Genomic DNA, 14,163 nt, shown 5'->3' on the forward strand with positions numbered 1-14,163 from the left:
ATGCGTAGGCCTAGTGACAATAGCGAAGAGGTCACACCTGTTCCCATGCCGAACACAGCCGTTAAGCTCTTCAGCGCCGATGGTAGTTGGGGATTCCCCCTGCGAGAGTAGGACGTCGCTAAGCAATTTAGAAAAGAAGCTATCTCTAAACGTGAGGTAGCTTCTTTCATATATAAGGAAGTCTATTAAAAGTTGAATATGACTAGCGATTGGCTGAAAATTAGAGTATTAGATGTATAGAGTTTATTGATTAAGACAATACTACATGGTGGAGGTGGTGCTTATGCATCAGTGTAGTATTTGTGACAATAATAAAGAAAAAGGTATTTTCATCTATCATTTATTTGTATGTGAAGTTTGTGAGCAAAAGCTGTTAAATACAGAGCCCGAGGATCCTAATTATCGCTTTTTTGTTAATAAATTAAAGAAACTGCATCAACAAGCAATAAATAGTTAAATAGAGTTATCTCATATCAATAACGATATGAGATTTTATTTTATGCTTTTCGCATGTTAAGGGGGATAATGGTATTAATTGATGAAGCCACGGTGTTCACTTTTCGATTAAAGAATCCCCCTTCTTCAGTGATCAGTTTAAGTGCAGATGCTTCTGTATTAACAATGGTCGCATATTTACACATTGGGTCTGAAGCCGTGATAGTAAATGGATAAAGAAATATTTATCTATGTTGCAATTTTATATTTAATATTAGCAAGTTTGATTTCGCGTGTTTTTTCTTAGCAAATCTATCGAATCATCAAATATAAACGATACAGCAATCAGTAATTGAAGTAAGAAAACGATTATCGAATACTTCGGTTTGGCGATTATTACCTCTTGAAGCAGATATTGACCCCTTAAATACGGTATTACTTGGCGATGACAATTTCATACTAAAGATATTGTTAAATGTTTTGAAGAGCAAGGTATTTATCCTGAATTTCCAACAGATCGTCATATGTTTGAGTTCATGGGTTAGCTCCTTTTAAAGAGCTTAATATTTAGGGAGGTTGTAGAAAAAGTAATAACACATTAAGTTTTTCTAGAAAACATGCTACAATAGAGCAAAAGCTTCTTTATAGTGAGGACGAATATACAGGTTATTCGGATAGTCACATGAAACAGCTAGAACAATCCTTTTGCTATTGGAAACATGCTGAAGGTACTGTAGCAGCAGAAGATGTTATACCGTATCCGCCGGGCATTCCGATCTTATTGAAAGGTGAATGTATTAAGCAAATACACATTGATTATATAGCGTATTTAATTAAACAAGAAACAAATTTTCAGCAATCTAATATTGCAGAAGGTCTATTTGTTTTTAAAGGAGAATAGATAGTGGTAGGTCAGTTTATAACGTTTGAAGGTGGAGAAGGAGCTGGAAAAACCTCTGTTTTAAATAGTGTTGCCAATCAATTAATTGAAGAAGGATATCCTGTCCTGACAACGCGGGAACCTGGAGGAATTCAGATTGCTGAAAAGATTCGTGAGTTAATCTTGGATCGCACGCATACGGAAATGGATGCCCGTACAGAGGCCCTACTTTATGCCGCTGCAAGGCGACAGCATCTTATTGAAAGAATTAAACCAGCTTTATTAGAGGGGAATATTGTTTTATGTGATCGTTTTATTGACAGTAGTTTAGTTTATCAAGGCTATGCAAGAGGATTAGGTATTGATCATATCTATGAGATTAATCGCTTTGCTATTGATCAATTTATGCCTGATCTTACGTTGTTTTTTGATATCCCTCCCAGCAAAGGATTAGAGCGAATTGCAGCAAATAAAGGCCGAGAACAGAATCGTTTAGATTTAGAAGACTTATCTTTTCACCAAGCTGTTTATCAAGGTTACCAGTTAATAAAAGAACGTTTTCCCAGTCGCATTCAGACCATTAATGCTCAATTAACATTAAATGAAGTGATTGATTTAACTTATAAAGAGATCTTACGGCATTTAAATAAATGATATTAAATTTTTGAGGAGGCGGAAAAATGAAATTAATCTTAGCTGTGGTGGAAGATAAGGATAGTAATCGATTAATTGATGCATTGGGGGGAAAAGATTATAAAACAACAAAGTTATCGACTACAGGTGGCTTTTTAAAAGAAGGAAATACAACATTAATGATTGGTTGTCAAGATGAATCCGTTGATGAAGCCTTAGCAATTATTAAAGATAATTCAAGTCAACGTGAACAAATGGTTGCCCCCATTTCTCCAATGGGTGGTAATGCGGATTCCTATATTCCACAGCCTATAAATATTGAAGTTGGTGGAGCAACTGTTTTTGTTGTACCTGTCGAGAGTTTCTACCAGTTTTAAATTGATTAAAGGAGCACGGTGCTGTGAAGATTAATAAAGACATACGATCTCAAGTCGAACCAACTAAAATAAGTCAACAAATCCAGGCTACCAAGGGATTGAGCTTTGAAGCTATGGTGAGCACTCAAGCACAGAAGCTTCAAGGTTATGAACTAGAACAGCTAATGAAGGATATTACACGGCAAAGCGAAAAATTGGCACGTTATCGAACCATTAGGGAGTTAGCAAAGTATAAGCGAATGGTTAAAGAATTTATTAAAGAAGCAGTCGGATTTGGCCTAGATTTAACACATTCACATAGTTTTAGTATGCATGGACATAGTCGCCGGTTGACCATTGTTAAACAAATTGATGAAAAATTATTAACCTTAACGGAATCTATTTTAGAAAAAGAAAAACGTTCTATAGATATGCTTGATGTTATCGGTGAAATAAAAGGTTTATTAATTAATTTATATTCATAAGAAGGTAAGCTTATGCTAGAATAGGCATAGCAACGGTAGAGTGCAAATCAATACGTTGATTTCGCACTTTTTTTACACGTTAGTAAAGTATCGGGTAGAATACTAAGTAGGAATGAAACTCCCTAAGGATAAGGCAGGTAAAAAGAGCGTTTTTAAGTAATGGACTTAAACGATAAAAATTATTAAGGGTGTACACAATGAAAAGTTGGACTGATTTAGCATACAAACAACCTGTTGCTGTTGAGATGTTAAAACAAATGCTGATTAGAAACCGAACAGCACATGCTTACCTGATTCACGGCGACTCAGGCGCCGGAAAGGAAGAAATAGGGCATTTGTTGGCCAAAAGTCTTTTTTGTAAAGAGCGTGTAGGGGAAAATCCCTGTGAAAAATGTAAAGATTGTTTAAGAATTAATTCAGGGAACCATCCTGATGTGCATTGGATTAAACCAGATGGATCCTCAATAAAAAAAGAGCAAATTGCCCATTTGCAAAAAGAGTTTACCTATACGGGGTTAGAGTCCAATCAAAAAGCTTATCTTATCTCGCAGGCTGATCAAATGACAATGAATGCAGCAAATCGCCTATTAAAATTTTTAGAAGAGCCGAACAGACAAACCACGGCTATTTTAATGACTGAAAATAGTCAAAATATATTGGATACTATAAAATCAAGGTGCCAAGTGATTGCTTTAAAGCCATTATCTCCTTTAATAATCCAACAAGAATTAGAGGCAAGTGACGTTATAGCAGACAATGCTCGTTTATTTGCTGTGCTAACAAATAACCTTGAAGCCGCTAAGGCGTTAGATCAAGATGAGTGGTTTGCGCAGGCGCGAAAGTTAGTGGTACAATTGATAAGCACACTCCAGACTAAACAAGATGAAACATTATGGTTTATTCAGAAACAATGGATGGATCACTTTTCTAATCGAGACCAACTCGAAATGGGTTTAGATCTTTTAATGTATTGGTTTAAAGACCTTATTTATTTACACATTGATCAACAAGCAGCTATTGTTTTTCGAGCCTATTTATCAGAGCTTGAAAAAGGGAGATGGGTTTGGTCGCGAAAAGATACAACAGAGATCTTATATGCAATTATGGAAGCAAAGCGTCATATTGCTCAAAATGTTCATCCAACTTTAGTAATGGAGCAGCTAACACTGCAGATGCAGAGGTGACAATAGATGATAGAAGTTATAGGTGTCCGTTTTAAAAAAGCGGGTAAGATATATTATTTCGATCCTGATCAACTTAAGATTGTTAAGGATGCGTACGTCATTGTAGAAACAGCAAGAGGTATAGAGTTTGGTAAGGTAGTCATTGCAAATAAATGTGTTGATGAAGAAGATGTTGTCTTGCCACTAAAGAAAGTCATTCGTTTGGCCAACACAAAGGACAAGCTTACGGTAACAGAGAATCAAGAAAATGCTAATAAGGCTTATCGTGTTTGTGTAGATAAGATTGCTGAACATCAGCTTGATATGAATTTGGTTGATGTTGAATATACATTTGACCGAAACAAAGTCATTTTTTACTTTACAGCTGATGGTCGGGTTGATTTTAGAACATTAGTAAAAGATTTAGCAGCAATCTTTAAAACTAGAATAGAATTACGACAAATAGGTGTTCGAGATGAAGCTAAATTACTTGGTGGTATTGGTCCTTGTGGACGGATGTTATGCTGTTCTACGTTTCTAGGAGACTTCGAACCGGTTTCTATTAAGATGGCAAAAGACCAGAACTTATCGCTAAATCCAGCCAAAATATCTGGACTATGCGGTCGACTCATGTGTTGTTTGAAGTATGAAAATGACGATTATGAAGAAGCAAAAAAACAACTACCAGATTTGGGTGAATCGATTCAAACACCAATTGGTAAGGGAAAGGTAGTTGGTCTAAATATATTAGAACGCGTTATTCAAGTGGAGATCCCAGAAAAAGAACGTGTTGTCGAGTACACATTGGATGAACTAATTGACCAAGGTGTTGTTAATTTGCAAACCACAGAATGATGAGGTGAAGTGACATGAACATGAATAGAAAAGAAGTGTTCGAACAAGTATCTGATATGGAAGAGCAGATTGGTCAACTTTACCAACAATTAGGTGATCTGAAAACACACTTAAGTGAGTTATTAGAAGAAAATCATCGATTGTCACATGAAAATCATCACTTGCGTCAGCGTCTAGAAAAGGGAATTCAACAAGAGGGAGAAATGAGTGTTAAGCATGATGACGATAAAGTTGGTGAAGGCTATGATAATTTAGCCCGCTTATATGAAGAGGGCTTTCATATATGCAATGTCCACTTTGGAAGTCCGCGACAAGATGAGGACTGTTTGTTTTGTTTATTATTTTTAAACAAGACAAAATAACGGGTTAATTTAATAAGGCGTTGTTTGTAGCTCACTACAAGCAAAAGATGTAAAAAATTCACGTATAACATCACACTTAGGGAGGGTGGAACATAACTAAATAATGAAATGGCGTATCCGAACATTCTGAACAAGCGTAGGAAAAACACGTAGACTCCTCGAAAATAAAGAACGATTTTCTTCGTGCGATGTATGATCGAGGATGCTTTCCTTATCCTGTGGGAATAGCACGGGCTGAGGATCCACTGTGTGAAGTGTACTTCTTCACACAGTTAGCCGAAGCCGTGCCCACGGAAAGCGAAGTGTTTTACCGAAGCGCTATATGTATCAGACATTAATGTTCGGATTTTTCTTATCTTGTTACTCTTTTGTCCTAGGCTCTTTTCGCATATATAAGGTTAAAAGATGTAGATCATAGCTGTTAGCAGTGCTTCCTTAATTAATGTTAACGGATTTGTGGTAGTTTGTTTTTGGAAATTATATTAGTTATTACAAAACAATTTCATTGATCAAGGTTGACTTTTTTCACGGTGTTACATATAGTATAGGTGTATGAAATTTACATGTACAAGGAGAATGTTTATGTATCTGGTGGTTCTTAACTAATCCAACCAATTGGATAACTTGAATGCTTTTACCTAAATAGTAGATAAAGGAATCCCCTCAGGTGATTCTTTAAAAAGACGTCTTTTGGACGTTTTATTTGCTATGGCATTGCAAGTAGTTAAGAACACGTTTATGGTAGATAACGTCTTTTATATTATAGTAGAAGCCAATCCAGATTGGGATAGGTCTATACTTAAGTAAATAAGACCGCTGTGAACGATTGTTCATAGTGGTTTTTTTGTTCCAAAATATTATCCGTTTGATTGTAGGGTGAACGCCCTAAATTTGGATAATCCCTTCTAACTTTTTGAACCAAGCTATGGGCAATCAATTACAGTGTCAAGCTCTTTGGAATGAAGTAAAGGAGGAAATAATGGAATGCAAACAGAGGATTTAACGAAGTTAGGCTATGCTGATGTAGTAGAGAAACTAGCGAATTACGCACATACAGAACGTGCGAAACAAGCATTGCTAAATTTGAAGCCGAGTCAAAATAAAAGTTGGATCATGCAATCAATGGAGGAAATTGAAGAAGCAATTGAAATTTTAAGAATAAGTACGAGTGTGCCGATCCATACAGTCGATGAGCTTACCCAAATACTAGCACAAGCACATAAAGGTTTGTTTATAAGGCCTGATCAAATCGAGCGCTGTTTATCATTTTTAGATCATTGTCACAAGCTCAAGCAATTTATGAATAACAAACAATGGGTAGCTCCTATAATTAGTAGCTTTGTTGGTTCAATAGAGGACTTTTCCACTATTGAGGCGCAAATGGTTAAAACGATCCGTCATGGTCAGGTCGATGATTATGCTTCAAAAGAGTTGAGCTATTTAAGAAGACAAATGAACGTATTAAAGGATCGACTAAAGGATCGTATTACTCAATTAGCAAAAGGGAATAAATATGCCTCTTTTTTACAAGAAAGAACCGTCACGGAGCGAAACGGGCACTATGTACTAGCCGTAAAAAAAGAGCATCGAACAAAGGTTAAGGGGACGATTCTTGATCAATCTGCATCTGGTGCGACGTTATTTATTGAACCAGCCGAGTTAGGTGGCATTCAAGAGGAGATCAACCTGTTACAGTTATCTGAACAAACAGAGGTGGAACGAATTCTTTTTGAATTAACAGCAGCAATACTTGAATTTGAGACAGACTTTCACACAGCAATTGAAGTGATGTTTAATTATGATGTCATTTTTGCTAAGGCGAAATACTGTCTTCACATCAATGCGACAAAACCTAAGCTTTCAACTGACCAAACGATTCGGCTAAATAAGGCGAAACATCCATCATTAGGCGATACGGCTGTACCTTTATCAATAGCTTTTGGTGAGACAGAGCGAGCACTTGTTATTACGGGTCCCAATACAGGTGGTAAAACCGTTACCATTAAAACGATTGGCTTATTAACGGTGATGGCTCAAGCGGGATTACTTATCCCTGCTGAGGCAGGAAGTGAAGTTGCTATTTTTCAACACGTCCTTGTTGATATAGGCGATGGGCAGAGTATTGAAGATAATTTGAGTACGTTCAGTTCACGCCTTGTTTCGATTATTAGTATCCTTAAGCAAGCAAATGACCGTTCGCTGGTTTTGCTAGATGAGTTAGGTTCAGGAACTGATCCTGGTGAAGGAATGGGTTTAGCTATTACTATTTTAGAGCAACTGTTTAAAAAAGGTGCGACCATACTTGCGACCACGCATTACAGTGAGGTGAAAAGCTTTGCTGATCAAACGAATGGTTTTATTAACGCCGCAATGGCATTTGATCTCGAAACGCTAAAGCCTACCTATCAACTTTTGCTTGGTGAAACCGGTCAGAGTCAAGCGTTTGAAATTGCGTTTAAGCTTGGTCTTCATCCCAACTTGATTGAGCAAGCACACCTCTTAACTTATGGTGAGCGTGGAAATTATAAGATTCGTCTTACTGAAACAGAGCTGAATGAAGAAAAGTTTGCACGTCAAATGGTGATCAACCGCCATGCTGGTGAGAAGAAGAAAAGAAAAAACGAACAGGTTACGTTATTCTCCCAAGGTGATAATGTGACTATCCTAGCAACCGGTGAAACAGCGATTGTCTATCAAGGTCCAGATCAAATGGGTAATTATATTGTGCAGATTAAAGGAGAAAAACAAAAGATTAATCATAAGCGACTTAAGCTTTTAATCCCAGCAAAAGCACTTTACCCAGATGATTACGATTTTGATATTATTTTTAAAAGTAAATCCTATCGAAAGACGAAGAAAGATTTAGATAGGAAATATGTTGCTGACGTATGGTTAGAAACAGAGGATTAAACTTCTCAATTATTTGTTAAATGCAGCTATCCACTCCGTATCCATGCCTCAAGCGAACTGCGGTATCAACTTTAGCCTTGACTGAACGGGATTACGAAGGCATCAATGCCTAGTGATCCCGAGAAATGTTTATCGATAAACGCAACTATCGCGAAGTCAAAAGCATATGATACAATGAGATAGCTTGCACTTAAGCTAAATCGTATGATAAGGAAAACAAATTGTACACACACCGACATGCTTGATCATGGTCATCTTCATTTTTCAGTCTAAAGGTGATGTGGTTACTGTAAATTCGGTGAGGCAAAGTCGTTTTGGAGGATAACATGGTAAAATTATATGAGGATGAAAGATTAGACTTTCTTTTTACAGATCAATCAATGCAAATTATTCAGAGTCAAACCGTCTTTTCTTACTCAATTGATGCCGTTTTATTAGCTGATTTTGCTGCGGTTCCATTACGAAAGGGTAAAATTATTGATCTTTGTAGTGGTAATGGGGTAATTCCGTTATTAATGAGCAAATCTACTACGGTGCCGATTATCGGGGTAGAAATTCAGGCGCGTTTGTTTGATATGGCAGAAAGAAGTATACAGCATAATCAGAAGCAAGAACAAATTAAAATGTTACATGATGATTTAAAATATATGCCCGGTCGATTTGGTAACGATAAATTTGATTTAGTCACGGTCAATCCTCCATACTTTCAAACAAAACATGAAGAGCATCTAAATAAAAATGACTATTTAACCATCGCACGTCATGAGATCCTAACCTCTTTAGAACAAGTGATTAAGGTATGCAGTCAATTAGTGAAGTCAGGTGGAAAGGTAGCGATGGTCCATCGTCCGGGAAGGTTGGTGGATATATTAACATGGATGCGCCACTATAAACTTGAGCCCAAAAAAATAAGGTTTGTTTATCCTAAAAAAGGAAAAGAAGCGAATATCTTATTGATTGAGGCGAGTCGAGATGGAAAGGCTGATTTGAAACTGTTACCGCCTCTCTATGTTTTTAATGAAGACGGTCGTTATACAGAGGAGTTGAGAGCACTTGTCTACTGAACATATTGTCTACATACTGGAATGTAAAGATGGTTCACTTTATACCGGATATACCAATAATTTATCAAAACGGCTACGGATGCATGAGCAAGGCAAAGGTGCTAAATATACAAGGGGAAGAGCTCCCTTTCGTTTGCGTTATCAAGAGCAGTTTGAAAGCAAAACATTAGCAATGCAAATGGAATATCGTATAAAGCAACTATCTAGGGATGAAAAAGAACAACTTATACAGATGAAAAAAGTGGGTGAGTGTAGTGCAGAAGCAGAAGAGTTATCAGATAGAACCTACTGAAGGTGTTTTATATGTGGTACCGACACCGATTGGAAACTTGGAGGATATAACCATCCGGGCATTGAATACATTAAAAAAAGTAGATTTAATTGCAGCAGAGGATACAAGGCACACCAAGAAGCTACTTACACACTTTGACATTCACTGTCCGCTTATTAGCTACCACGAACATAGTCAATTAACGAAGATAGATACATTGGTTACAAGCTTAAATGAAGGGAAATCAATTGCACTTGTAAGTGATGCAGGCATGCCAGCTATATCTGACCCCGGTACGCCGCTCGTTCAAGCAGCTATTGAGCAAGACATCCCCGTTGTGGTATTACCTGGAGCCAATGCGGCACTGTGTGCACTCGTAGGGTCTGGCCTTCGCACAGATCATTTTTATTTTTATGGCTTTTTACCAAGGAAGAATAAAGAACGTAAAGAAGCTTTCCTATCTTTATATCAACAACAAAGCACCATCATTCTTTATGAATCGCCGCATCGCTTAACGATGACACTAGAAGATATTCAACGTTATTTAGGAAATCGACGAATAGCAATTGCACGTGAATTAACAAAACGTTTTGAAGAATATGTGAGAGGTACGGTTGATCAAGTGCTTGAATGGGTTGAACATGGAACGCTTAAAGGTGAATTTTGTATCATTATTGAGGGAAGTCAAAATCTAGTTAATGAAGAAAGTAATTGGTGGGAAGATTTGACGATTAACCAACATGTTGAACATTATATAAAAGCAGATCAGTTACCGAGTAAAATGGCAATAAAGCAAGTGGCAAAAGACCGTGGGGTGCCGAAGAGAGACGTTTATCAAAGTTATCATGTTGAATAGTATTTAACTCGGGATTAATGTATCATATCCGGATTTATGATATCAAAAAACGTCCTTTCTCAACATAATTTGGCATTTTTTGATATAATATAAAAAGAGGCGCTATAATTAACGCCTCTTTTTATTCGCTATTTGTTAAGGTTCTTGTTGATCTCTTCAACTAGTGCCTTAGCTCCCTCAGGGCTTAAGACGAGTTTGCCGTCAGCAAGAGATAGGTTATCATCAGAAATTTCACCAGTCACTTGGCAAGTCATGCTTGGTTTATATTTTTGCAAGATAATACGTTCGTCATCGACATAAATCTCCAAAGCATCTTTTTCTGCGATACCTAATGTACGGCGTAATTCGATTGGAATAACGACACGTCCTAATTCATCAACTTTACGTACAATACCTGTAGATTTCATTAAAAATCTCCCCTTTAATATAATTTCGGCATATTTCGACAATACCTATTTTGAATATACCAGTAATTTCTATAAGTGTCAATTAAAAAATTCCAAAAAATATAGCATCTAAGGAAAAAAAATAAACAATAGGGTGTTTGTTTTCGTTATTTAAACTTATTTTTCCTAATAACCATACAAATTAAACATACTAACGTTGCTTTATCTATTATCTAACTAATGATTAAATCACTTTGAGTTGGAAAAGATGTAAGGAAATAAGAAAAACCAAATAGAGATTATAGATGGAAAAATAATATTAAAAACGCTACAATATAAAGAAATACGTTATATTACATTAAACAAAGCATTTGACTTGAATGGATACAAGGAGGAAATAGAACATGTCAGAGAAAAAGAAGACTTTTTATATTACCACGCCGATTTATTATCCAAGCGGTAACTTACATATTGGTCATGCTTATACGACAGTTGCTGGTGATGCAATGGCTCGTTATAAACGATTGCGTGGTTATGATGTCATGTATTTGACAGGTACGGATGAACATGGCCAGAAGATTCAGAAGAAAGCGGATGAGAAGGGGATCACGCCACAAGAATATGTCGATGATATTGTTAGTGGAATTAAGACCTTGTGGGACAAATTGGATATCTCCTATGTTGATTTTATTCGAACAACTGAGGATCGCCATAAACAAGTGGTTGAGAAAATCTTTGCTCAGCTTGTTAAGCAAGGTGATATTTATCTTGACCAATATGAAGGATGGTATTGTACCTCTTGTGAGTCTTTCTTTACAGAAAGGCAGCTTGAGTCAGGGAATTGCCCGGATTGTGGTGGACCGGTAGAAAAGGTAAAAGAAGAGTCGTATTTCTTTAAAATGAGTAAATATGTTGATCGTTTGCTTGATTTCTATGAGAAAAACCCACATTTTATTCAACCAGAAAGTCGAAAAAATGAAATGATTAACAATTTTATTAAACCAGGCTTAGAAGATTTGGCAGTATCCCGAACAACTTTTGACTGGGGCGTCAAAGTACCTGGTGACGCTAAGCATGTCATTTATGTTTGGATCGATGCATTGTCAAATTATATTACCGCATTAGGTTATGGTAGTGACGATAATCAACGTTATCAAAAATATTGGCCAGCAGATGTTCATCTAATGAGTAAAGAAATTGTCCGTTTCCATACGATTTACTGGCCAATTATGCTTATGGCTTTAGATTTACCACTACCTAAGCAAGTCTTTGCTCATGGCTGGATTTTAATGAAAGATGGAAAAATGTCTAAATCGAAAGGCAATGTCGTTGATCCGATATCCTTAACAGATCGCTATGGTTTAGATGCACTTCGCTACTATTTATTACGAGAAGTACCATTTGGCTCTGACGGTGTCTTTACGCCTGAAGGCTTTGTTGATCGTGTTAACTATGATCTCGCAAACGATTTAGGTAATTTGCTTAATCGTACGGTGGCTATGATTGATAAATATTTTGCTGGTAACTTGCCTGCATTTAAGAAGGCTGAAGATGTGTATGACGAGCAACTCGAGTCTTTTGCCGAGGACACGGTTAATCGCGTTGAAAACGCGATGGAGAAGATGGAATTCAGTATAGCTCTTTCTTCGATTTGGCAATATATTAGTAGGACGAACAAATATATTGATGAAACACAGCCTTGGTTATTGGCTAAGGAAGAAAGTAAAAAAGAGCGACTTGGCAATGTTATGGCTCATCTAGCTGATGCTCTCCGTCGAATAGCGGTGTTGTTGCAACCGTTCTTAACGGAAACACCGGAGGCCATCTTTAAACAATTAGGTATATCAGGCGCTCAATATAAAACGTGGGAAAGTTCAAGGGAATTAGGGGCTATCCCAGCAGGTACAGAATTAATGAAAGAAGCGCCCATTTTTCCAAGACTTGATGTGGAAGAGGAGACAGCCGTTATTAAAGATATGATGAAAAAACCTGAACCAGAAAAAAAGGTTGAGCCGACGAAAGAAGAAATCAACTTTGATGAATTTCTCAAATTAGACATGCGTGTTGCTGAAATTATTAAAGTTGAAAAAATAAAGAAAGCAGATAAACTATTAAAGATTTATGTGGACTTAGGTACTGAAAAAAGGCAAATTGTTTCTGGCATTGCCGACTTTTATCAACCCAATGATTTAATGGGTAAAAAAGTGATTTGTGTAGCCAACCTCAAACCTGTTAAACTACGTGGAGAATTATCTCAAGGGATGATCTTAACTGGAGAAGATTCAGAGGGTAACTTATCATTAACAACAGTATATGATCCTACTCTACCAAATGGATCTGTAGTAAAATAAAAACAAGATTGAACATAACGAAATAGAAAAAAGAGAATCCGAACAATCTGAAGCGGTGTGCAATCAGACATTAATTGTTCGGATTTTCCTATCTCATTATTCTCTTTTTTCCACTGATACGCTTATAAGGAAAGTGGACAAGGCACCTTAATTGATAAAAGAAGAAGGCATTTACTTTGTGTTGATATTATTGAGGAGGTTTATTAATGTTATTTGATACCCATGTACATTTAAATGTCGATCATTTTAACGAAGATCGAGAAGCTGTTATTCAACGTGCTATAGAAGCAGGTGTGACAGAGATGGTGGTCGTTGGATTTGATCATGATACGATACCGAAAGCGATAAAGTTAGCTGAACAATATGATTTTATTTATGCAGCAGTGGGTTGGCACCCTGTTGATGCTATTGATTTTACAAGTGAGGAGTTACAATGGTTAGAAACACTTGCTTCACATCCAAAAGTCGTAGCTTTAGGGGAAATGGGACTTGATTATCATTGGGATAAATCACCAAAACACGTTCAGCAAGACGTTTTTCGAAAACAAATTCAATTAGCGAAAAAAGTAGATTTACCTATTATCATTCATAACCGAGAGGCAACAGAAGACATTGTGTCCATCTTACAAGAAGAGCAAGCGGAGACAATAGGAGGAATTATGCATTGCTATAATGATGGCCCTGAATATGTCCAGGCTTGTTTAGAGATGAATTTTTATATTTCTTTAGGTGGTCCGGTGACGTTTAAAAATGCAAAATTGCCAAAAGAAGTGGCAAAAATCGTGCCCATTGATCGGCTACTGATAGAAACAGATTGTCCGTTTTTGGCACCCCATCCTAATCGAGGTAAGCGTAATGAACCTGCTTATGTAACTTTAGTAGCCGATCAAATTGCAGAGCTAAGAGAGATGACGAGAGATGAGGTAGGAAGGGCGACAACAACGAATGCTCATCACCTCTTCAGATTGGATTAAACAAAGTAAAAAAATAGGATATATTACGGGAATGTAACGAAAGTCCTACTGTGTAACCTTTTTTTAATGTATGTGAAATAAGTAGGAGTTGAATGATTACAACCCTTGATATAAAGAGGTTTATCCCTGTAATATTGTGAAAATCCCTGTTTGACATCCTTTTTGTAAGTTTATATAATACA

Annotated in this window: 16 protein-coding genes and 1 rRNA gene; 16 read left to right on the top strand and 1 reads right to left on the bottom strand. The window is 36.8% G+C overall.

Annotated elements, in window-relative coordinates:
• The first annotated feature begins 9 nt into the window (after positions 1-9).
• The 14 genes from rrf (at position 10) to rsmI (ending at position 10,270) form a co-directional block, all read left to right on the top strand.
• Positions 10-124 (top strand): 5S ribosomal RNA (gene rrf, locus JOE23_RS16770).
• 159 nt (positions 125-283) lie between these two features.
• Entirely contained in the window at positions 284-457 is a 174-nt protein-coding gene (locus JOE23_RS16775; RefSeq protein ID WP_204440406.1) for a sigma factor G inhibitor Gin, read from the top strand.
• Between the two features lie 68 nt (positions 458-525).
• Positions 526-672: a hypothetical protein gene (locus JOE23_RS16780; protein WP_204440408.1), complete on the top strand. Its 147-nt coding sequence runs from the start codon at positions 526-528 to the stop codon at positions 670-672.
• Positions 673-1,117: 445 nt separating this feature from the next.
• Positions 1,118-1,336: an Orn/Lys/Arg family decarboxylase gene (locus JOE23_RS16785; protein WP_204440410.1), complete on the top strand. Its 219-nt coding sequence runs from the start codon at positions 1,118-1,120 to the stop codon at positions 1,334-1,336.
• Positions 1,337-1,339: 3 nt separating this feature from the next.
• Positions 1,340-1,969, top strand: a complete 630-nt coding sequence (gene tmk / locus JOE23_RS16790; RefSeq protein WP_204440412.1) for a dTMP kinase — start codon at positions 1,340-1,342, stop codon at positions 1,967-1,969.
• Between the two features lie 26 nt (positions 1,970-1,995).
• Entirely contained in the window at positions 1,996-2,325 is a 330-nt protein-coding gene (locus tag JOE23_RS16795) for a cyclic-di-AMP receptor (RefSeq protein ID WP_204440414.1), read from the top strand.
• A gap of 23 nt (positions 2,326-2,348) precedes the next feature.
• A complete protein-coding gene (locus tag JOE23_RS16800; protein WP_204440416.1) occupies positions 2,349-2,789 on the top strand; it encodes a DUF327 family protein in 441 nt (146 codons plus the stop codon).
• A 197-nt stretch (positions 2,790-2,986) separates the two neighbouring features.
• A complete protein-coding gene (gene holB, locus JOE23_RS16805; protein ID WP_204440418.1) occupies positions 2,987-3,973 on the top strand; it encodes a DNA polymerase III subunit delta' in 987 nt (328 codons plus the stop codon).
• Positions 3,974-3,979: 6 nt separating this feature from the next.
• Positions 3,980-4,807: a PSP1 domain-containing protein gene (locus JOE23_RS16810; RefSeq protein WP_204440420.1), complete on the top strand. Its 828-nt coding sequence runs from the start codon at positions 3,980-3,982 to the stop codon at positions 4,805-4,807.
• A 20-nt stretch (positions 4,808-4,827) separates the two neighbouring features.
• The gene (gene yabA, locus JOE23_RS16815) at positions 4,828-5,169 is read left to right on the top strand and encodes a DNA replication initiation control protein YabA (RefSeq protein ID WP_204440514.1); all 342 of its coding nucleotides are present in this window, start codon (positions 4,828-4,830) and stop codon (positions 5,167-5,169) included.
• Positions 5,170-6,153: 984 nt separating this feature from the next.
• Positions 6,154-8,079: an endonuclease MutS2 gene (locus JOE23_RS16820; protein ID WP_204440427.1), complete on the top strand. Its 1,926-nt coding sequence runs from the start codon at positions 6,154-6,156 to the stop codon at positions 8,077-8,079.
• Positions 8,080-8,405: 326 nt separating this feature from the next.
• On the top strand, positions 8,406-9,143 hold the full coding sequence (locus tag JOE23_RS16825; RefSeq protein WP_204440429.1) for a tRNA1(Val) (adenine(37)-N6)-methyltransferase: 738 nt from the start codon (positions 8,406-8,408) through the stop codon (positions 9,141-9,143).
• Positions 9,133-9,435, top strand: coding sequence for a GIY-YIG nuclease family protein (locus JOE23_RS16830; RefSeq protein ID WP_204440431.1), 303 nt, complete (start codon positions 9,133-9,135; stop codon positions 9,433-9,435). The genes JOE23_RS16825 and JOE23_RS16830 overlap by 11 nt, the downstream gene beginning before the upstream one ends.
• Positions 9,398-10,270, top strand: a complete 873-nt coding sequence (rsmI, locus tag JOE23_RS16835; protein ID WP_204440433.1) for a 16S rRNA (cytidine(1402)-2'-O)-methyltransferase — start codon at positions 9,398-9,400, stop codon at positions 10,268-10,270. Before JOE23_RS16830 ends, rsmI begins: the two co-directional genes overlap by 38 nt.
• 128 nt (positions 10,271-10,398) lie before the next feature.
• On the opposite strand, the gene JOE23_RS16840 is transcribed toward rsmI, so the two are convergent.
• Positions 10,399-10,677, bottom strand: coding sequence for an AbrB/MazE/SpoVT family DNA-binding domain-containing protein (locus JOE23_RS16840; protein WP_017470355.1), 279 nt, complete (start codon positions 10,675-10,677; stop codon positions 10,399-10,401).
• 383 nt (positions 10,678-11,060) lie between these two features.
• Between JOE23_RS16840 and metG the strand changes: the two genes are divergently transcribed.
• Both metG and JOE23_RS16850 read left to right on the top strand, forming a co-directional pair.
• Entirely contained in the window at positions 11,061-13,007 is a 1,947-nt protein-coding gene (metG, locus tag JOE23_RS16845; RefSeq protein WP_204440435.1) for a methionine--tRNA ligase, read from the top strand.
• A gap of 206 nt (positions 13,008-13,213) precedes the next feature.
• Positions 13,214-13,981: a TatD family hydrolase gene (locus JOE23_RS16850; protein ID WP_204440436.1), complete on the top strand. Its 768-nt coding sequence runs from the start codon at positions 13,214-13,216 to the stop codon at positions 13,979-13,981.
• Positions 13,982-14,163 lie beyond the last annotated feature (182 nt).

This window comes from Amphibacillus cookii, from assembly GCF_016908375.1.
GTDB classification, from domain to species: domain Bacteria; phylum Bacillota; class Bacilli; order Bacillales; family Amphibacillaceae; genus Amphibacillus_C; species Amphibacillus_C cookii.